We start from the raw sequence: 18,966 nt of genomic DNA, 5'->3' as shown, positions 1-18,966 counted from the left end.
ACACCCGCCACCGGACGGCGACGCGGCAGCCCGCCCACAGGCCGCCCCGGAGTCGGCCGCCCCAAGGGGGTGTCCGCCTAGAGCCACCCGTTCCGCTTGAATCCGCGGTGGATCCCCCAACAGGCCACCACGGTCACCACCATCACCAGCGGATAGCCGAACGTCCAGTGCTTTTCCGGCATATGGTCGAAATTCATGCCGTACACGCCACAGACCATGGTCGGCACGGCCAGGATCGCGACCCAGGCACTGATCCGGCGCATGTCTTCGTTCTGGGCGACGGTCACCTGGGCGAGATGCGCCTGGAGTATGGAGTTGAGCAGTTCGTCGAAGGAGGTGATCTGCTCGGTGACGCGGTCGAGGTGGTCGGCGACGTCCCGGAAGTACGTCTTGATCCGGGGCTCGACCTGCGCCATCGGCTGGGTGGCCAGCTCCTGCATCGGCCGATCCAGCGGGGCCACCGCGCGCTTGAGTTCCAGCAGCTCGCGCTTGAGCTGGTAGATCCGGCCGGCCCCGCCACCGCCGCGGACGGAGAAGACCTCGCTCTCGACGTCGTCGATGTCCACCTGGACGGCGGCCGTGACGTCGAGGTAGTCGTCGACGACGAGGTCGGCGACGGCATGCAGTACGGCGGACGGGCCGAGCGCCAGCTGCTCGGGCACGGACTCCAGCTGCTCCCGGAGCGGGCCGAGCGAACCGTGCCCGCCGTGCCGGACGGTGATGACGAAGTCGGCACCCGTGAAGACCATGATCTCGCCGGTCTCCACCACCTCGCTGGACTCGGTCAGCCGGTCGTGATCGACGTACCGGACGGTCTTGAAGACCGTGAACAGCGAGCCGTCGTAGTGCTCCAGCTTGGGCCGCTGATGGGCGTAGACCGCGTCCTCGACGGCGAGCGGGTGCAGCCCGAAGAGTTCCACGATTCCGGCGAATTCCTTCTCGGACGGCTCATGCAGCCCGATCCAGACAAATCCACTGCCGGATTCGCGGACCCGGCGTATCGCCACGTCGGCCGGGTGGTTGCCGTCCTGCCGTACGCCGTCCACGTACACCGCGCAGTTCACCACAGCGGTGCCCAGCGGCGAGCGTGCCGGGTGGCTGAGGTCGACACCCCGGGTGCGCGGCTGCGGCAGCCGGACGGCCTTACGGAGGTTGCTGATCATCGACACCCGGCCAGTATGGCGGGCGGCGGCCCAGGAACGGTACGGCGAAGAGCCAGTTTTTACGCCCCGGCGGGCCGCCCCACGGCCGCCCCGGCGCCCCCTCCCGGGGCGCGCGCGGACCCCTCGCGACCGGGCCGATCGTCAACTCCGCCGCCCCCGCCAGGACTTCGCCGACCCGGCTCGCCCTGCGTCCGGCGCCGCGTCCGGCGCCCCGGTGCCGGACGCCGCAGCCGCGTCTTCGGTCACACCCGACGGCTCCGGTCCCGCTCGCCCGCCATCATCGGGGGAATGAGCGAGACATCGGCACGCCTTCTGCACCTCCTCTCCCTGCTCCAGACCCCCCGCGAGTGGCCGGGCAGCGAACCGGCCGAGCGGCTGGGGGTCACCTCCCGGACGATCCGGCGCGACATCGAGCGGCTGCGGGAGCTGGGCTATCCCGTCCACGCGACGATGGGCGCGGTGGGCGGCTACCGGCTGGCCGCGGGCACCGCGATGCCGCCGCTGCTGCTGGACGACGAGGAGGCGGTGGCCATCGCGGTGGGCCTGCGGTCGGCCGCCGGGCACACCGTCACGGGCGTCGAGGAGGCATCCGTACGGGCGCTCGCCAAGTTGGAGCAGGTGCTCCCGGCCCGGCTGCGGCGGCGGGTGAGCACGCTCGGCAGCGCCACGGTCCCGATGCCGACCGGCGACGGCCCGACCGTCGACCCCGGACAGCTCACCGCGCTCGCCGCGGCGATCACCAACCACGAGCGGGTGCGGTTTCGCTATCAGGCGGGCGCGGGCGAGCGGACCGAGCGCCTGGTGGAGCCGCACCGGCTGGTGGCGGCGGAGCGGCGCTGGTACCTCGTCGCGTACGACAACGACCGCGAGGACTGGCGGATCTTCCGGGTGGACCGGCTGACCGAGACCTTCCCGACGGGCGTGCGGGCCCCGGCGCGCGAGCTGCCCGCCCCCGATGCCGCGGCCTACCTGACGCAGCGGCTGCAGGGGGCGGGGCCGACGGCGCAGCGGGCGGTGGCGACGGTGTACGCGCCGGCCGCCGAAGTGGCGGCGCGGCTGGGCGGCCGGGCGGGCGAGGTGGAGCCGCTCGACGCGCGGTCGTGCCGCTGGCGCAGCGCACCGGACTCGCTGGAGTGGCTGGCCATGCGGCTGGCCGCGCTGGGGTGCGACTACACGGTGCACGAGCCGCCCGGGCTGGCGGCGTATCTGCGCACGATGGGTGACCGGGCGCTGCGCGCGACGGCGGACTGACCCGGGCCCGGCCGCTGCCCGAAGCCGCCGTGCCCCCGGTGCCGCTGCGGCTCGGGGCCGCGCCCTCGGACGGAGCAATCCCCCCAGGACGCCGACCCCTGCCGTTGGATCGGGCGAACGGGCCGACCCGCTGTCCTCCGACCGTACGGGCCCACCCGTCACCGAGCGTGTCCCGGCACGGTGACGGGCGCCGGACGGAGAGTCCGCGGCGGGCAGATCTCTCCAGTTCTGACGGCGGAACGTTGGCGGAACGCGCAACCCCCGCCCGGCACCAAGGGGTGAGACTGGTCGCACACCCGCCCGCCCACGTACCTACAGGGGAGCTCATGACGGGGTCACGCGTCCTGGCACTCGGCCACTACCAGCCCTCCCGCGTGCTCACCAACGACGATCTCGCCCGGCTCGTCGACACCGACGACGCCTGGATCCGCAGCCGCGTCGGCATCCGGACCCGGCACATCGCGGCGGCGGACGAGACGGTGGACTCGATGGCCGCCGAGGCAGGCGCCAAGGCGCTGGCCACGAGCGGGCTGGGTACCGAGGACATCGACCTCGTCCTCGTCGCGACGTGCACGGCCGCCGACCGCAGCCCGAACGCCGCGGCGCGGGTCGCCGCCCGGCTCGGTCTGACCGCGCCGGCCACCATGGACATCAACGTCGTCTGCTCCGGCTTCACCCATGCGCTGGCCACCGCCGACCACGCCATCCGCGCCGGATCCGCGAGGAACGCACTGGTCATCGGGGCGGAGAAGTTCACCGACGTGGTCGACTGGACGGACCGCACGACCTGCGTCCTGGTAGGCGACGGAGCCGGCGCCGCGGTGGTCGGCGCGTCCGACGATCCGGAGCCGGGCATCGGCCCGGTGCTGTGGGGTTCGGTACCGCAGATGGGCAACGCGGTACGGATCGAGGGTGAGCCGGCCCGCTTCTCCCAGGAGGGCCAGACCGTCTACCGCTGGGCGACCACACAGCTCCCGGCCATCGCCCGCCGGGTCTGCGAGCGCTCCGGCATCCTGCCCGAGGACCTGGCCGGTGTGGTGCTGCACCAGGCCAACCTGCGGATCATCGAGCCGGTCGCCGAGCGTATCGGCGCCGTCAACGCGGTGATTGCCCGGGACGTGGTCGACTCCGGGAACACGTCGGCCGCCTCGGTGCCGCTGGCCCTGGCCAAGCTGGTGGAACGCCGCGAGATCCCCTCCGGCGCGCCCGTGCTCCTCTTCGCCTTCGGCGGCAACCTCTCCTACGCGGGGCAGGTCATCCGCTGCCCGTGAGACCGGGCGGGCGCCTGCGTCCGATTCGTTCAAGACCGCGGGGCGGCGCGCTTCCTACGCTCGCCGCATGACTGCATCCGCACCGTCCCCCCGCTTCCCCCGTCTCGCGGCCTTCGGCATGACCGTCGCCGACATGGCCGCCTCGCTCGCCTTCTACCGCCGCCTCGGCCTGGACATCCCGGCCGACGCTGACACCGCCCCGCACGCCGAGGCGCAGCTCCCCGGTGGGCTGCGCCTGATGTGGGACTCGTACGAGACCGCGCGCGCCGTCGACCCCGACTGGCTGCCGCCCCAGGCCGACACGCCGTCCGGTCTCGCCTTCGAATGTGCCGGCCCCGACGGGGTCGACGCGCTCTACGCCGAGCTCACCGCCGCCGGCTACGCGGGCGAGAAGGCCCCGTGGGACGCGTTCTGGGGCCAGCGCTACGCCGTCGTACGGGACCCCGACGGCCACGGGGTGGACCTCTTCGCGCCGCTGGAAGGGCGGCCGCTGCCGAGCTGACCGCGGCCGGTCAGGGCTGCTCCCGCAGATACTGGGCGCCGCAGAGGAAACAGAACGGCTCGGCCTTGGACGTGCCCCACACGTCGGCCGGCTGGGTGGCGGCCGCCGGGGCCAGGTCCCGGCCGCACATGGCGGTGGTGCTGCCCACCCGCGTCATGTGCCAGAGCTTGACCGGCGTGTCCGCGTGCGGCAGCACGCCTTCCTCGTATTCGGCGCGGATCTCGTGGTCCATGGCGGTGCACCTCCTAGCCCAACGATGCGCCGAGCGGGGGCGGGCCACAACGCAGGCGGGCGGGCGGCCCGGCTCAGAACACCGACCAGCCGGTCAGGGTCGTGAAGTGGTCCAGGGCCGCGGCGCCGGCGACGGAGTTCCCGCGGGCGTCCAGCCCCGGGCTCCACACGCACAGGGTGCAGCGGCCCGGCACGACGGCCACGATTCCGCCCCCGACCCCGCTCTTGGCGGGCAGTCCCACCCGGTAGGCGAACTCCCCCGCCGCGTCGTACGTCCCGCAGGTCAGCATCACCGCGTTGATCCGCTTGGCCTCGCGGGCCTGGAGCAGCCGGGTGCCGTCGGCGCGCAGGCCGTGGCGGGCCAGGAATCCGCCGGCCGTGGCCAGGTCGCGGCAGCTCATCTCTATCGAGCACTGCCAGAAGTAGTGCTCGATGACGCTGGGGACCGGGTTCTCCAGGTTGCCGAAGGACGCCATGAAGTGCGCCAGCGCGGCATTGCGGTCACCGTGGTCGGCCTCGGAGCCGGCCACCGCCTGGTCGAAGGCCAGTTCCGGATTGCCGCTCTCCTCGCGCAGGAACTCCAGCAGCGAGGTGCTGGCGTCGCCGGTGAGGGTCTGCAACCGGTCGGTGACCACCAGGGCGCCCGCGTTGATGAACGGATTGCGGGGGATGCCGTTCTCCGCCTCCAGCTGCACCAGCGAGTTGAACGGCGTACCGGACGGCTCGCGGCCCACCCGCCGCCAGATGGCGTCGTCGCCGTTGCTCTGGGCCATCACCAGGGCCAGCGAGAAGGTCTTGGATATGGACTGGACGGAGAAGGGCACCTCCCAGTCACCGGTGCCGTACACCTTGCCGTGGAGGTCGGTCACCGCGATCCCGAACCGGTCGGCGGACACCCGCTCCAGCGCCGGTATGTAGTCGGCGACCTGCCCTTGTCCCACGTAGGGCCGGGCATGGGCCGCCACCTCCTCGATCACGGCCTGGTAGTCCATGGGCACACGCTAACCCGAGGCGAGGAGCACCCCCATCGGAGCCCCCGCCAGCGACTTCACCTCGCGCGCGAGATGCGCCTGGTCCGCGTAACCGGCGCGCGCGGCGGCCTCGGCGTACGGCACACCCGCACGCGCCAGGTCCATGGCCCGGACGAAGCGCAGCACCCGGGTGAGGGTCTTGGGGCCGTAGCCGAACGCGTCCAGGCTGAGCCGGTACAGCCGGCGCTCGCCGAGCTCGGCGGCGCGGGCGACCTCGGCGACGGGGCGGCCCCGGGCGAGGGCCGCAGCGACGGCGGCGATCCTGGAGCGGCCCGGGGCGGCCGGGGACAGACGGGCCCCGGCGGCCTCCTCCAGGGCGGCCGCGCCCTCGGCCGCCACCCGCCCGGCCAGCTCCCGTACCCGGCCCGCCGGCCACAGCTCCTCCAACGGAACCCGGAGGTTGCGCAGTTCGTGGGCGGGCACGCCGAGCACGTCCGGGCCCTGCCCCGGGGCGAACCGGAGCCCCGTGAAGCGGGCGCCGGGCGGCGCGCCGGCGGCGGCCGGGTGGTGCGGCCCGGTGTCGGGTCCCGCCACCAGGAGCCGCCCCTCGGTCCAGATCAGGTCCATACAGCCGTCGGGCAGCACCGGACGCACGGACGGCAGCACCGTGGTGGTCCACAGCACCGCACCGGGCAGCCGGGAGCCGCGCTCACGGTAGGCGGGTGCGCCGTGCGGCCCACCCGGATCGCGCTCTTCGCCCACATGCCCCAGCCTGACACGGGAACCCCACGGCCGTCCGCGCCGTTGATCCCTTTGATCCCCGTACGACACCCACCTTCACGGAGGCAGCAATGTCAGGGTTTCTCGACCGCGCCAAGGAGCAGGCGCAGCGCGGACTGGCGCAGGGCAAGCAGAAGGTCGACGAGGTGCAGGCGCACCGGGCCGGCTCGGACCTGCTGAGAAAGCTGGGCGCCGCCTATTACGCCGAGCGCAGCGGCAGCGGCACACCGGAGGCGACCCGCGAGGCGCTCGGCCAGCTGGAGGCGCACATCAACGCCCATGGGGACGCGTTCCTGCACGGCTAGCAGGTGCCCGGCCACGCCCGCTCCTGGCCCGATTCGCTCGCACACCCACCGAACAGCCGGTCCGTTTTATGCCGTTCCACTCCATGCGCCCCGGACTTCCCGTAGAAGCGAGGCAGGAGGCGGTGCGCGGTGGGCGGCCGCCGCGCACCGATCGGAGTGGGTCATGTCCGAACCGCTGTCCGCCGCCCGGTTCCTCGAGGCGCTCAAGGACGAGGGGCTGCGTGTCGTCGAGGTGGGCGACTGGAGGACGCACAACCGCGACCACATGGGCCCGTGGGGCCCGGTGCACGGCATCGTGGTGCACCACACCGCGACGTCGGGCGCCGAGAGCACGGTCCGGGTCTGCTACAACGGCCACCCGGATCTGCCGGGCCCGCTGTGCCACGGCGTGATCACCAAGGACGGCACGGTGCACCTGGTCGGCTGCGGGCGCGCCAACCACGCCGGGCTCGGCGACGGCGACGTCCTGCGGGCGGTGATCGCCGAGAGGCGGCTGCCGCCGGACCACGACACCGACGCCGACGGCAATCAGGCTTTCTACGGCTTCGAGTGCGAGAACCTCGGCGACGGCGAGGATCCCTGGCCACCGGCCCAGATGACGGCCCTGGAGAAGGCCACCGCGGCGCTGTGCCGGGCACACGGCTGGACCGAGCGGTCGGTGATCGGCCATCTGGAGTGGCAGCCGGGCAAGGTCGATCCCCGCGGCTTCGCCATGGATGATTTGCGTGCGCGGATCCGCGACCGCCTCAAGTGACCGCACCCGCGACGGGCCGCGCGGACGTCACGGCCGCACGGGACAATGGACGGCATGTCCCGTCCCGACCCCGACGCCCTGCGGCCGCGCCTGCCCTCCCCCCTCCAGGAGGTCGACGACGAGCCGTTCGCACGCCGCGGCCTGCGGCTGCTGCTGAAGCGGGACGACCTGATCCACCCGGACCTGCCCAGGAGTAGGCCGACTGGATGTTTGCGGGCCTGGCCTGGTCATTCCATCGAGGCTCAGCTAGAGCCCATGAGCGCCGACCTGGCAGAGATCGCCTCATCGTTGGATCCCGAAATTCTGCGCGACCCAGATGTGCTCCACAAGGCATGGATTGCAGCCGACCTGGACCGGGCCAGGATGCTTCTCCGCGTCGTGCTCCATTCCGTGACGCTGCTTCCCCCACCAGGCCAAGGCAGGCGCAGCGGCAGCATTGGAGAGCTCTACGCGCGCTGCTGCTTCCACTGGGTGGGCGCGAAACAGGAACCGCTGAAGGCGGACAACCGGCGGCTGCACAACACTGTCTGGTTTGATCCGGAGCCTGCCGCGTGGCAGTCGGCGGCTTGACGCGCGGTGCCCGATGGCGCGCTGTGGCCACGCGGCCGGCGCTGCGAGGCTTTGGGCGGTAGCTGCCATGGGGCGAGAGAACAGGGGGCCATACGCTCGTGCGGCGAATCGGGCAGGCACCTATCGGCAGCGAGAAGAGCGGGGAAGGAGCGGCCCGATCCGAGCGGCATTCTTCGCACGCACAGCCGCCCAGCGCGTAGGGCGGCTGCCGCCCGGACGGGACCGGCCGAAGGCCGCACGCCCGGGCGGAGCGGCAGGGGCCGCCCGGCGCGCCGCAGGCGCGCCCTTGAACAAGTGAAGAACATTTAGACCGCTCGGCTCGGGCCCGTCTCTCCTCTACGCCTCGACGCACGGGCGCGCTCTGCGCTGGCCCGATGACACAACGGCCTGGGGCATAGGTGCCCGAGAGGCATCGAAAGCAGCCCGCCATGGGAGGCGGCGTCAAGAACCAACCGTGGAGGGATCATCCGTGGCGACTGCCGTGCGGATCGCTTCCGCTGCCTGTTCGGCCTCGTCGGCGCGGAACATGCCCAGATCGACATATGACCTTCCCGAATGGGTGACCACAGGCCGGATACCTCTGACGACGGCTTCTGAGAGGCCGAGTGCGTAGAGGGCTTCCCGGAGTGCTGTGGTGGCGTCCTCAGCCCTCGTACGGCCGTCTTGCCATGTCTGCATGTCCATCACTCCCCCCTGGAATTTCGATGCTTGGGGTGGGCCGCCAACTCAACGTTGCAGTCGGACACGGCGGAGCGGTCTCCTCTCGCGAGGGCTTCCCCACGTTGCTTGACCAGAGCCCCGCAGACATCGCACCCTTCGGCGGGTTCGGGAGGGCTCGAAGGGATCATTCCGTGTACGGGCCCTTGCATCGTTGTCTGGCGTCTCATGTGCCTGATAGTGGATCGCCCTTGAGGACGTATCCGCCCCGTACCAGGGACAGTTGGGCGGTTCCAGGCGTAGCGTCAAGACGGCCCAAACGTCTGAGGGGGAAGTCTTGAACGTCGCCTTACGATCAGCTATGGCAGATGCCGGTCTCTCGCCCCGGAAGCTGGCGGCCCGAGTGGGGGTGACCAGCAAGACCGTGGAGCGGTGGCTGGCTGACGCCGGACTGGTACCGCACGCAACCAATCGTGAGGACGCCTGCCGAGCGTTGGGAGTTGATGAAGAGATGTTGTGGCCCCGAGTAGTGAAGGACCGCATCAAGACCGGCAATGACCGTGAGCTGGTCCACTCGTATCCGTACCGGTCCGCCTGCCCATCCACCGTGTGGGCTGAGCTTGTCGAGAACAGCAGCGAGGAACTGTTCCTAGCCGGGTATACGAACTACTTCTTCTGGACCCAGATGCCCCGGTTCGCCGAGACCATACGCCGCAAGGCCGAGTCCGGCTGTCGGGTCAGGATTCTTCTCGGTGACCCCGCCGGAGAGGTCACCGCCCAGCGGGAGACGATCGAAGATGTCGCCCTGAGCGTGTCCACCCGGATCCGGATCACTCTGGAACACCTGGGGCGATGGGGCGACCTTCCTGGACTGGAAACGCGTTACAGCAGCGCTGAGGACGCCGTAAATCACGTGTCACTGTCCGTGTTCCGGTTCGACAGCGATGCGCTGGTGACGCCCCACCTGGCGCGGCTCGTGGGCCATGACTCACCACTGCTGCATCTGCGTCGCCAGGGGGCGGGGGGTATGTTCGACCGATTCGCGGAGCACTCCGAGGAGCTGTGGAGCCGCGCGGTACCGGTGGGCTGAGCCCGGAAGCTTTGCGAGCACAGCGGCCACAATGGACGGGTGAACCACCCCGTAGACCTCGCCACCGCCCTCCGGCCCCGCCCTCCCTCCCCCCTCCAGGAGATCGAGGATGAGCGGTTCGCCCGCCGGGGCGTGCGCCTGCTGCTGAAGCGGGATGACCTCATTCACACCACGCTGCCTTGGGACACGGCTGCGCTTGGACCAGTGGAGCTGTACCCTCCGGGCAACAAATGGCGCAAGCTCGCCCCCAATCTGCGGGCCGCCGCCACGGCCGGCGAGCGGACGCTGCTGACCTTCGGCGGCGCCTACTCCAACCATCTGCGCGCCACCGCGGCGGCCGGCCGCCTCCTCGGCTTCGCCACCGTCGGCGTGGTCCGCGGCGACGAACTCGCCACCGCCCCGCTGAACCCGTCCCTGGCCCGCTGCGCCGCCGACGGCATGCGGCTGCACTTCGTCGACCGCGCCCGGTACCGCCGCAAGACCGACCCCGACGTCCTCGCCGACCTGCGCCGGCGCTTCGGCGCCTGCCGCGTCATACCGGAGGGCGGCAGCAACTCCCTCGCCGCACAGGGCTGCGTGGAGCTGGGCCGGGAGCTGCGCGGGACCGCGGACACGGTCGCGGTGGCCTGCGGTACGGGCGGCACGCTCGCGGGACTGGCGGCGGGGCTCGGCCCGCAGCAGCGGGCCCTCGGCTTCCCCGTGCTCAAGGGCGGCGGCCCCGGGGGCCCGCACTTCCTCCACGAGGAGGTCGCGCGGCTCCAGCACGCCGCCTTCGGCGGACCGCGTGGCGACTGGCGGCTGGACGACCGCTTCCACGGCGGTGGATACGCCCGCACCACCCCCGGGCTGGACGCCTTCGCCGACGCCTTCGAGGCCCGCCACGGGCTCCCGGTGGAGCGCGTCTACGTCGCCAAGCTGCTCCACGGTCTGACGACGCTGGCCGAGGAGGGCGCGTTCGCCCCGGGCAGCTCGGTGGCGGCCGTGGTCACCGGAACGCCGTAGATCGTCCGCAGCGGCCGGGCGGGAGTGCGACGACATCCCCGGGTGACGGGAGGCCCTCAAGCCCGCTCCCGGTAGGCCGCCGCCTCCTCCAGGTCCAGCCGGCGCAGCAGGATGCGCAGCATCTCGTCGTCGATGCGGCGGGCGTCGCGCAGCTCGACGAAGACCCGGCGTTCGGCCTCGATCATCTCGCGGGTGAGCCGGCGGTAGGTCTCGTCGGCGGACTCCCCGGTCTCCTCGTTGACCGTGCCCAGCCGCTCCCACACCGCGTTGCGGCGCCGCTCCAGGACGGTGCGCAGACGGTCGGCCAGGGGGCCAGGCAGCGCGTTGCGGGGGTCCTCCAGGAGGGCGTCCAGGCGCGCCTCGGCGGCCCGGGACGCCTCGTTCTGGGCCTGTGCCTCGGCGAGCGTCTCGGCCTGTTCGTCACGGCCGGGCAGACCCAGCGCGCGGATCAGCGGCGGCAGCGTCAGCCCCTGGACGACGAGGGTGGCGATGACGGTGGTGAAGGTGAGGAACAGCACCAGGTTGCGGGCCGGGAAGGGATCGCTGCCGCGCACGGTGGCCGGGATGGAGAAGGCGATGGCCAGCGACACCACCCCACGCATTCCGGCCCAGCCGACGATGACCGGCGCGGTCCAGTTCGTCTCGCGTTCGCGATCCCGGATCCGGGCGGACAGGGCGCGCGGCAGATAGGTGGCGGGAAAGACCCAGACGAAGCGGGCGACGACCACGACGGCAAAGACCACGGCCGCGTACCAGAGGGCCTCCCCCGCACCGAACTCCCCCAGCCCGCGCAGCACCACCGGCAGCTGCAGTCCGATGAGGGCGAAGACCGCGGACTCCAGCACGAAGGAGACGACCTTCCAGACGGCGTCCTCCTGGAGCCGGGTCTCGAAGTCGACCTGCCAGGACCGGTGGCCCAGATAGAGGGCGACCACGACGACGGCGAGCACCCCGGAGGCACCGAACTGCTCGGCGGACGCGTACGCCACGAACGGGATCAGCAGCGAGAGGGTGTTCTCCAGCAGCGCCGAGTCGCGCAGCCGGCAGCGCAGCCAGTGCAGCGGCACCATCAGGACGACACCGACGCCGATGCCGCCCAGGGACGCGATGGCGAACTCCTTGATCCCGTCGCCCCAGGTGGCCCCGATCCCGACGGCCGCGGCCAGCGCCACCTTGTAGGCGGTGATCGCGGTGGCGTCGTTGACCAGCGATTCCCCCTGCAGGATCGTGGTGATGCGGTTGGGCAGCCGGAGCCTGCGGGCGATGGCGGTGGCCGCGACGGCGTCCGGAGGGGCGACGACGGCGCCCAGGACGAGCGCCGCGGTCAGCGGGAGGTCCGGGATGACCAGGTAGGCGGCATAGCCCACCACCAGCGTCGCGAAGAGAACGTAGCCGACCGACAGCAGCGCCACCGGCCGCAGGTTGGCCCGCAGGTCCAGGTACGAGGCGTCCAGCGCGGCGGTGTGCAGCAGCGGGGGGAGCAGCAGCGGCAGCACGATGTGCGGGTCGAGCGTGTAGTCGGGGATACCGGGGACGGCGGAGGCCGCGAGCCCGACGGCGACCAGCAGCAGGGGCGCCGGAACGGGCGTGCGGCGGGCCAGGCCGGCCACTCCCGCGCTCCCCGCGACCAGCAACAGCAGCGGCATCACGTCCATCGGTCCGTCCCGTCCCCGTACCCGCCGCCGGCCGTCCCGGCGATCTAACCTGGCCATCATGAGCGAGTGCCCGCATGTTCCCGAACTGCCGCGCGCCGAACCGGCCCCGCTGAGCGCCACCTGCGTGGAGTGCCTGGCCGTCGGCAGCCACCCCGTACAGCTGCGGCTCTGCCTGGCCTGCGGTCATGTCGGATGCTGCGATTCCTCGCCGTACCGGCATGCGACGGCGCACCACCACGAGACCGGCCATCCGGTGATGCGGTCGTTCGAACCGGGCGAGGACTGGCGCTGGTGCTTCGTCGACCAGCTCCTGGTGTGAGGCGTGTGCCGGCCCGCCCTTAGCCTTGCGGCATGATCCGCGAAGCGACCCCCGCCGACGTCCCCGTCCTCCTGGCCATGATCGCCGAGCTGGCCGCGTACGAGCGCGCCCCGGAGGCCGCACAGGCCACCGTTCCGCAGCTGGAAGAGGCGCTCTTCGGGGACCGGCCGGCGGTGCACGCCCTGGTCGCGGAGGCGGACGGCGCCCCGGTGGGCTTTGCCCTGTGGTTCCGGAACTTCTCGACCTGGACCGGCACGCACGGTGTCTACCTGGAGGACCTGTACGTACGCCCCGAGGCGCGCGGCGGCGGCCACGGCAAGGCGCTCCTGACGGCCCTCGCCGACCTCTGCGTGGCCCGCGGGTACGAGCGTTTCGAGTGGTCGGTCCTGGACTGGAACGAACCGTCCATCGGTTTCTACCGGTCGATCGGCGCCCGGCCGATGGACGGATGGACCGTCTTCCGGCTGACCGGAGAGGCGCTGCACAACCTTGCCGCCACCTCGCGCGTCAACGGAGCGTAATCGGATGGTATTGGGCGGTGCAGACCTCTAGCCACCGTCCGTACTCATGGCCGTACAATAAGTAACAGTCAGTGACCGCGACCGCGGGCCACCGCGGGACGGTGCGCTGCCCGGACGGCAGCCGTGCTCCTTCCGGGCGACACCGGCCCGCAGATCGCGATAGCGTCGCAGCCGAACCATGTGCTGCGCCGGTTCGTTCTCCTTTCACCCGACGGGAGAAACCGCCCGGCGTGGATGCCCCGAAGCCCTCGGGACATCCAGCATTCCAGCTCAACCAGCTTGTGCCACCTTGGAGGTGAGGGTGTCCCAGATCGCAGGCGAGCCCGGGACTCAGGACTTCGTGGAAGTCCGTCTGCCCGCTGCGGGTGCCTACCTGTCCGTGCTGCGTACGGCCACTGCCGGACTCGCAGCCCGCTTGGACTTCACCCTCGACGAGATCGAGGACCTGCGCATCGCGGTCGACGAAGCCTGCGCGATCCTGCTGCAACAGGCCGTCCCCGGCAGTGTGCTGAGCTGCGTCTTCCGCCTGATCGACGACGCGCTGCAGGTGACCGTGTCGGCCCCGACGACCGACGGCCGCGCCCCGGAGCGCGACACCTTCGCCTGGACGGTGCTCTCCGCGCTGGCCGGCAAGGTCGATTCCACCGTCGCCGACGACCAGACGGTCACCATCAGTCTGTACAAGGAGCGCGGCGCCGGTCCCGGACCGTCATGACCGAACAGGGGGCCCCGTGAAAGATCTCGAACGCGGCACGCGGATGGCGCGCGGTGTGGCCATCCCCGAGCAGCAGGCCCGGCCGCATCCGGTGGGCACGGACGACCACGGCGGCCGGTTGGACGCGGCGGAGCAGGCAGAGCGGGCGGACCACATGGACCAGAGCGAGCAGCAGGGGCAGCAGCCGGACCGGCACGGCCCGCCGGATCCCGGCCACCGACCCCGGCAGGAACACCATGCCCATGGGCCGCACGAACCGCAGGACCGCAGCGGCGCCCGGGCGATGTTCTACGAGCTGCGCAAGCTCCCCGACGGCTCCCCGGAGCGCGCGGAGCTGCGCAACACCCTCGTGCGGATGCATCTGCCGCTGGTCGAGCACCTGGCCCGGCGGTTCCGCAACCGCGGCGAGCCGCTGGACGATCTGACCCAGGTCGCCACCATCGGTCTGATCAAGTCCGTGGACCGCTTCGACCCGGAGCGCGGCGTGGAGTTCTCCACGTACGCCACCCCCACCGTCGTCGGAGAGATCAAGCGGCACTTCCGCGACAAGGGCTGGGCGGTCCGCGTCCCGCGCCGCCTCCAGGAGCTGCGGCTCTCGCTGACCACGGCGACCGCCGAGCTCTCCCAGCGGCACGGTCGGGCACCGACCGTCCATGAGCTGGCCGAACACCTCGGGATCTCCGAGGAGGAGGTCCTGGAGGGCCTGGAGTCGGCGAACGCGTACAGCACGCTCTCCCTGGACGTGCCGGACACGGACGACGAGTCCCCGGCCGTGGCCGACACCCTCGGCGCCGAGGACGAGGCGCTGGAGGGGGTGGAGTACCGCGAGTCGCTCAAGCCGCTGCTGGAGGACCTCCCGCCCCGGGAGAAGAAGATCCTTCTGCTGCGCTTCTTCGGCAACATGACCCAGTCGCAGATCGCCCAGGAGGTCGGCATCTCCCAGATGCACGTCTCGCGCCTTCTGGCCCGGACCCTGGCACAGCTGCGGGACAGGCTCCTGGTGGAGGAGTAGGCACCGGGAGCGGACCGGCGTGCGGCGGGCGGGACCCTCGGGGCCCCGCCCCTCGGCGTTCCCCGCCGCTCAGCGTTCCCCGCCCCTCAGCGTTCCTCGCCTCTCGGCGTTCTTCCCGTCAGTCCGTTTCCCGTGGGCCGATGCCCAGGGCCACAGTGGCCGTCGGATTGACCAGCAGGACGAGCACGACGACGGCGACGATCGCGAGCCCGACGCCGGCCGCGATCAGCGTCCCGCCCCCCTTGATCAGCGTCCAGGCCACCGGCAGCGCCACGATCTGGGTGATCAGCGACGGGCCGCGGCTCCAGCGGCGGCGCAACCACAGGCCGCGCGCGGCCACGAGCGGCAGCACGGCGAGGGCGAGCACGGTCACGCCGCCCATCTCCGCCTGCTGCGGGCTGTCCGGCGACCCGGTCAAACCCATGATCAACATGTAGGCGCCCATGGCGGCCAGCGCCAGCCCCTCGACCCCGGTGAGCGCCGCGGCGGCGCTCAGCCGGGCGGGACGCGGGCCGGTCGGCTCGGGTACGGCGGGGGTGCCGGCGGCTCGGTTCGCGGACTGTTTCTGCTGACTGCTCACCCCAGCAGGGTAGCGCCGGCGGTACCGGGGCCCGGGGCCGCCCGAACCCTGGACGGGGCGTGAAACGAGTACCGGCAGGTAGGTACGCTGACTCGTATGCGCGCACTTCTCGTGGTCAATCCCGCAGCTACCACCACCAGTGCCCGCACCCGTGACGTGCTCACGCACGCGCTGGCCAGCGACCTCAAGCTGGAGGTCGCCGAGACGAGGTACCGCGGGCACGCCCGCGACCTGGCCCGGGAGGCCACCGAGGGCGGCGAGACCGAACTGGTCGTGGCGCTCGGCGGCGACGGCACGGTCAACGAAGTCGTCAACGGCCTGCTGGCGAACGGCCCCGAACCGGACGCACACCCCCGGCTCGCCGTCGTGCCGGGCGGCTCCACCAATGTCTTCGCCCGCGCGCTCGGCCTGCCCAATGACGCCGTCGAGGCGACCGGCGCCCTGCTGGACGCGCTGCGCGAGGGCAGCGAGCGGACCATCGGCCTGGGCCTGGCCTCCGGCACCCCGGGCAGCACGGACGAGGGCGCACCGGCGCGCTGGTTCACCTTCTGCGCCGGCTTCGGCTTCGACGCGGGCGTCGTGGGCCGCGTAGAGCAACAGCGCGAACGCGGCAAGCGTTCGACGCATGCCCTGTACGTGCGACAGTTCGTACGCCAGTACCTGGGCGAGCAGAACCGCCGGCACGGCTCCATCACCCTCGAACGCCCGGCCGGTGCGGACGGCGGTCCCGAGGTCGTCAAGGACCTCGTGATGTCCATAATCTGCAACACCGCACCCTGGACCTACCTGGGCAATCGCCCGATCTACCCGTCCCCCGACGCGTCGTTCGACACCGGCCTGGATCTGTTCGCACTGGGCAGGCTCTCCACACCGTCGGTGGCCCGTTACGGCACCCAGCTGCTGACGTCAACACCACATCGCGGCCCCCGGGGCAAGCACGCCGTCTCACTCCACGACCTCACCGAGTTCACCTTGCATTCGCAGGCGCCACTGCCCTTCCAGATGGACGGGGACCACCTGGGACTGCGTACGAGCGTGACGTTCACAGGCGTTCGCCGTGCACTGCGTGTGATTGTGTGAGCAGCAGGGCCTAAAGTCCTTTCACTCGAACGTTTAGACTGACTTCCACCCCCTGGAATGACGGCTGTGACTGAGGCGACACCAAGGAATCAAAAAAAAGTTTCCGGAAGGGGTTGTATCCGCCGCTGAGGTTTGCGAGTCTCTTCATGGCGATCGGGACGGCCACTTCACCGGCCCCCTTGAGAGCCCGAATCCTCCTCCTCATTCCACAGGACCGCGCCAGTTCTCCACTGGATTTCGGCCCTTCCCTTGTGGAGGGATTCGTGAAAGCGTTCACATTCACAAGCAACGTTCCCGTCATACGAGGAGATGGAGCAGCCATGGACTGGCGTCACCGCGCCGTTTGCCGCGAGGAAGACCCCGAGCTCTTCTTCCCCATCGGCAACACCGGTCCTGCGCTCCTGCAGATCGAGGAAGCCAAGGCCGTCTGCCGCCGCTGCCCCGTCATGGAGCAGTGCCTGCAGTGGGCGCTCGAGTCCGGCCAGGACTCCGGCGTCTGGGGTGGACTGAGCGAGGACGAGCGCCGCGCAATGAAGCGCCGTGCAGCTCGCAACCGGGCGCGCAACGCCAGCGCCTGAGCCAGTCGCCCCGTGGCCCCCGAGCCGCAGCGCGCAGTAATCCCGATGCAGCCCCGGAGCTGACAAGCCCGGTCGTTACCGCATCGCAATAGCTTTGAGCCCCGGACCAGATGGGTCCGGGGCTTGTTGCTGTTCCGGCCCGTCACGGTTCGGACTCGTGATGGTTCCGGTTCGCCATGGTTCCGGTTCGGTCCCCCTCCTGGGGCGGCCGGCTCCGCGAGCCGGGTACCGGCGCCCGCCTCAGTGCTGCTTCTCGGCACGGACGGGTACGTCGAGCACGACGCGTGTGCCGTGCCCGGGCGCCGGCACCATGTCGAACGTGCCGCCCAACTCCCCCTCCACCAGGGTCCGTACGATCTGCAGCCCCAGGTTTCCGGCGCGCTGCGGGTCGAACCCCTCGGGCAGGCCGCGGCCGTTGTCCTGGACGGTCACCAGCAGCCGCGGTTCGGTGCGGCTGCCGCCCCGCACCGCGCCGACCTCGACGGTGCCGCCTTCCGCTTGGCCGAAGGCGTGCTCCAGGGCGTTCTGCAGGACCTCGGTGAGCACCATCGACAGCGGGGTGGCGACCTCGGCGTCCAGGATCCCGAAGCGGCCGGTGCGCCGGGCCGTCACCTTTCCGGGGGAGATTTCGGCGACCATGGCCAGCACCCGGTCGGCGATCTCGTCGAACTCGACCCGTTCGTCGAGGTTCTGCGACAGGGTCTCGTGCACGATCGCGATCGAACCGACCCGGCGTACCGCTTCGTTGAGCGCGTCGCGGCCCTGCTCGGAATCCATTCGGCGGGCCTGCAGCCGCAGCAGTGCGGCAACGGTCTGGAGATTGTTCTTCACCCGGTGGTGGATCTCCCGGATGGTGGCGTCCTTGGTGATCAGTTCCCGCTCACGGCGTCGCAGTTCGGTGACATCGCGCAGCAGGACCAGGGAACCGATGTGCGCACCCTTCGGTTTGAGCGGAATGGCACGCAACTGGATGACGCCTTCCTCGCCCTCGACCTCGAATTCCCGGGGGGCCCAGCCGCTGGCGAGCTTGACCAGCGCTTCGTCCACCGGGCCGCGGGCGGGCGCGAGTTCGGCGGTGGCCTGTCCGAGGTGGTGGCCCACCAGGTCGGCGGCGAGGCCGAGGCGGTGGTAGGCGGAGAGCGCGTTGGGGCTGGCGTACTGGACGACGCCGTCGGCGTCGAGCCGGATCAGACCGTCGCCGGCCCGCGGCGAGGCATCCATGTCGACCTGCTGGCCGGGGAACGGAAACGATCCTGCGGCGATCATCTGGGCGAGGTCGGAGGCGCTCTGGAGATAGGTGAGCTCCAGGCGGCTCGGCGTGCGGACGGTCAGCAGGTTGGTGTTGCGGGCGATCACGCCGAGCACCCGCCCCTCGCGGCGGACCGGGATCGACTCGACCCGCACCGGCACCTCCTCCCGCCACTCCGGGTCGCCCTCCCGCACGATCCGCCCCTCGTCGAGGGCGGAGTCCAGCATCGGCCGGCGGCCGCGCGGAACGAGATGGCCGACCATGTCGTCCTGGTACGAGGTGGGGCCGGTATTGGGCCTCATCTGCGCGACCGAGACGTACCGGGTGCCGTCGAGGGTGGGAACCCAGAGCACGAGGTCGGCGAAGGAAAGGTCGGAGAGCAACTGCCACTCCGAGACCAGCAGATGCAGCCACTCGAGGTCCGAGTCGCTCAGAGCGGTGTGCTGGCGTACGAGATCGTTCATGGAGGGCACATCCCGGAGCCTACCGGCGTAGCGTGTACCCGTTGCTCAGGCGTATCTTTTGTCCGTCCCCACACCCGCGGACATCCGCGGGCCGTGCACGGGCATGGACAACCGAGAATGGTCTAGTCCACAATATCGGATACACCACATCCGCCGGTAAACCCCGGCTCATGAACCTCCGCTCTCCCCGCACAGGAGGGCGGAACGAGGCCCGAGGCGCTCTCTGCCCTGACTGCGTCGCGGCCT

Annotated in this window: 21 protein-coding genes and 1 pseudogene; 14 read left to right on the top strand and 8 right to left on the bottom strand. The window is 71.3% G+C overall.

Annotated features, from left to right (window positions below; all coding sequences use genetic code 11):
- Nucleotides 1–77 precede the first annotated feature (77 nt).
- Entirely contained in the window at nucleotides 78–1,163 is a 1,086-nt protein-coding gene (locus ACGFML_RS03775; RefSeq protein ID WP_393540396.1) for a magnesium and cobalt transport protein CorA, read from the bottom strand.
- Nucleotides 1,164–1,451: 288 nt separating this feature from the next.
- Here ACGFML_RS03775 and ACGFML_RS03770 point away from each other — a divergent pair, with 288 nt between their 5' ends.
- The 3 genes from ACGFML_RS03770 to ACGFML_RS03760 all read left to right on the top strand — a co-directional run bounded on the left by ACGFML_RS03770 (nucleotide 1,452) and on the right by ACGFML_RS03760 (nucleotide 4,187).
- The gene (locus ACGFML_RS03770) at nucleotides 1,452–2,414 is read left to right on the top strand and encodes a helix-turn-helix transcriptional regulator (protein WP_393539591.1); all 963 of its coding nucleotides are present in this window, start codon (nucleotides 1,452–1,454) and stop codon (nucleotides 2,412–2,414) included.
- Nucleotides 2,415–2,740: 326 nt separating this feature from the next.
- A complete protein-coding gene (locus tag ACGFML_RS03765) occupies nucleotides 2,741–3,685 on the top strand; it encodes a beta-ketoacyl-ACP synthase III (RefSeq protein ID WP_393539589.1) in 945 nt (314 codons plus the stop codon).
- Between the two features lie 67 nt (nucleotides 3,686–3,752).
- Nucleotides 3,753–4,187: a VOC family protein gene (locus ACGFML_RS03760; RefSeq protein WP_393539587.1), complete on the top strand. Its 435-nt coding sequence runs from the start codon at nucleotides 3,753–3,755 to the stop codon at nucleotides 4,185–4,187.
- A 10-nt stretch (nucleotides 4,188–4,197) separates the two neighbouring features.
- On the opposite strand, the gene ACGFML_RS03755 is transcribed toward ACGFML_RS03760, so the two are convergent.
- The 3 genes from ACGFML_RS03755 to ACGFML_RS03745 all read right to left on the bottom strand — a co-directional run bounded on the left by ACGFML_RS03755 (nucleotide 4,198) and on the right by ACGFML_RS03745 (nucleotide 6,151).
- The gene (locus ACGFML_RS03755) at nucleotides 4,198–4,419 is read right to left on the bottom strand and encodes a hypothetical protein (protein WP_393539585.1); all 222 of its coding nucleotides are present in this window, start codon (nucleotides 4,417–4,419) and stop codon (nucleotides 4,198–4,200) included.
- A 73-nt stretch (nucleotides 4,420–4,492) separates the two neighbouring features.
- The gene (locus tag ACGFML_RS03750) at nucleotides 4,493–5,410 is read right to left on the bottom strand and encodes a glutaminase (protein WP_393539583.1); all 918 of its coding nucleotides are present in this window, start codon (nucleotides 5,408–5,410) and stop codon (nucleotides 4,493–4,495) included.
- Nucleotides 5,411–5,419: 9 nt separating this feature from the next.
- The gene (locus ACGFML_RS03745; RefSeq protein ID WP_393539581.1) at nucleotides 5,420–6,151 is read right to left on the bottom strand and encodes a helix-turn-helix domain-containing protein; all 732 of its coding nucleotides are present in this window, start codon (nucleotides 6,149–6,151) and stop codon (nucleotides 5,420–5,422) included.
- Between the two features lie 89 nt (nucleotides 6,152–6,240).
- Here ACGFML_RS03745 and ACGFML_RS03740 point away from each other — a divergent pair, with 89 nt between their 5' ends.
- The 3 genes and pseudogenes from ACGFML_RS03740 to ACGFML_RS03730 form a co-directional block, all read left to right on the top strand.
- Nucleotides 6,241–6,474, top strand: coding sequence for a hypothetical protein (locus tag ACGFML_RS03740; RefSeq protein ID WP_393539580.1), 234 nt, complete (start codon nucleotides 6,241–6,243; stop codon nucleotides 6,472–6,474).
- 163 nt (nucleotides 6,475–6,637) lie between these two features.
- Entirely contained in the window at nucleotides 6,638–7,228 is a 591-nt protein-coding gene (locus ACGFML_RS03735) for an N-acetylmuramoyl-L-alanine amidase (RefSeq protein WP_393539578.1), read from the top strand.
- Nucleotides 7,229–7,282: 54 nt separating this feature from the next.
- Nucleotides 7,283–7,426 (top strand): annotated as a pseudogene (locus tag ACGFML_RS03730) (1-aminocyclopropane-1-carboxylate deaminase); the annotation flags it as partial.
- A gap of 813 nt (nucleotides 7,427–8,239) precedes the next feature.
- Here the strand turns inward: ACGFML_RS03730 and ACGFML_RS03725 are convergent.
- Complete coding sequence (locus tag ACGFML_RS03725) at nucleotides 8,240–8,482, bottom strand: hypothetical protein (RefSeq protein ID WP_393539576.1); 243 nt, start codon at nucleotides 8,480–8,482, stop codon at nucleotides 8,240–8,242.
- 334 nt (nucleotides 8,483–8,816) lie between these two features.
- On the opposite strand from ACGFML_RS03725, the gene ACGFML_RS03720 reads away from it, so the two are divergent.
- Both ACGFML_RS03720 and ACGFML_RS03715 read left to right on the top strand, forming a co-directional pair.
- A complete protein-coding gene (locus tag ACGFML_RS03720) occupies nucleotides 8,817–9,545 on the top strand; it encodes a helix-turn-helix domain-containing protein (RefSeq protein WP_393539574.1) in 729 nt (242 codons plus the stop codon).
- A gap of 39 nt (nucleotides 9,546–9,584) precedes the next feature.
- Nucleotides 9,585–10,547, top strand: a complete 963-nt coding sequence (locus tag ACGFML_RS03715; RefSeq protein ID WP_393539572.1) for a 1-aminocyclopropane-1-carboxylate deaminase/D-cysteine desulfhydrase — start codon at nucleotides 9,585–9,587, stop codon at nucleotides 10,545–10,547.
- Nucleotides 10,548–10,603: 56 nt separating this feature from the next.
- Here ACGFML_RS03715 and ACGFML_RS03710 read toward each other — a convergent pair whose 3' ends face one another.
- The gene (locus ACGFML_RS03710; RefSeq protein ID WP_393539570.1) at nucleotides 10,604–12,202 is read right to left on the bottom strand and encodes a Na+/H+ antiporter; all 1,599 of its coding nucleotides are present in this window, start codon (nucleotides 12,200–12,202) and stop codon (nucleotides 10,604–10,606) included.
- Nucleotides 12,203–12,260: 58 nt separating this feature from the next.
- On the opposite strand from ACGFML_RS03710, the gene ACGFML_RS03705 reads away from it, so the two are divergent.
- The 4 genes from ACGFML_RS03705 to ACGFML_RS03690 all read left to right on the top strand — a co-directional run bounded on the left by ACGFML_RS03705 (nucleotide 12,261) and on the right by ACGFML_RS03690 (nucleotide 14,769).
- On the top strand, nucleotides 12,261–12,521 hold the full coding sequence (locus tag ACGFML_RS03705) for a UBP-type zinc finger domain-containing protein (RefSeq protein WP_393539568.1): 261 nt from the start codon (nucleotides 12,261–12,263) through the stop codon (nucleotides 12,519–12,521).
- 32 nt (nucleotides 12,522–12,553) lie between these two features.
- Nucleotides 12,554–13,042 (top strand): GNAT family N-acetyltransferase, encoded by a 489-nt coding sequence (locus ACGFML_RS03700; protein ID WP_393539566.1) that lies wholly within the window; start codon nucleotides 12,554–12,556, stop codon nucleotides 13,040–13,042.
- 301 nt (nucleotides 13,043–13,343) lie between these two features.
- Nucleotides 13,344–13,757, top strand: coding sequence for an anti-sigma regulatory factor (locus tag ACGFML_RS03695; protein WP_393539564.1), 414 nt, complete (start codon nucleotides 13,344–13,346; stop codon nucleotides 13,755–13,757).
- Nucleotides 13,758–13,800: 43 nt separating this feature from the next.
- Nucleotides 13,801–14,769 carry an RNA polymerase sigma factor SigF gene (locus ACGFML_RS03690; RefSeq protein ID WP_393540394.1) on the top strand — a complete coding sequence of 323 codons (969 nt, stop codon included), beginning with the start codon at nucleotides 13,801–13,803 and terminating at the stop codon, nucleotides 14,767–14,769.
- A gap of 118 nt (nucleotides 14,770–14,887) precedes the next feature.
- On the opposite strand, the gene ACGFML_RS03685 is transcribed toward ACGFML_RS03690, so the two are convergent.
- Nucleotides 14,888–15,349, bottom strand: a complete 462-nt coding sequence (locus tag ACGFML_RS03685; RefSeq protein WP_393539562.1) for a hypothetical protein — start codon at nucleotides 15,347–15,349, stop codon at nucleotides 14,888–14,890.
- A 96-nt stretch (nucleotides 15,350–15,445) separates the two neighbouring features.
- Here ACGFML_RS03685 and ACGFML_RS03680 point away from each other — a divergent pair, with 96 nt between their 5' ends.
- Entirely contained in the window at nucleotides 15,446–16,429 is a 984-nt protein-coding gene (locus ACGFML_RS03680) for a diacylglycerol/lipid kinase family protein (RefSeq protein ID WP_393539560.1), read from the top strand.
- Nucleotides 16,430–16,749: 320 nt separating this feature from the next.
- A complete protein-coding gene (locus ACGFML_RS03675; protein ID WP_003983230.1) occupies nucleotides 16,750–17,007 on the top strand; it encodes a WhiB family transcriptional regulator in 258 nt (85 codons plus the stop codon).
- A gap of 240 nt (nucleotides 17,008–17,247) precedes the next feature.
- Here the strand turns inward: ACGFML_RS03675 and ACGFML_RS03670 are convergent, their stop codons facing one another.
- Nucleotides 17,248–18,720, bottom strand: coding sequence for a sensor histidine kinase (locus ACGFML_RS03670; RefSeq protein WP_393539558.1), 1,473 nt, complete (start codon nucleotides 18,718–18,720; stop codon nucleotides 17,248–17,250).
- Nucleotides 18,721–18,966: the final 246 nt, after the last annotated feature.

It is taken from the genome of Streptomyces sp. NPDC048650 (assembly GCF_043199095.1).
Classification (GTDB): domain Bacteria; phylum Actinomycetota; class Actinomycetes; order Streptomycetales; family Streptomycetaceae; genus Streptomyces.
This window is presented reverse-complemented; position numbering and strand designations above follow the sequence as displayed.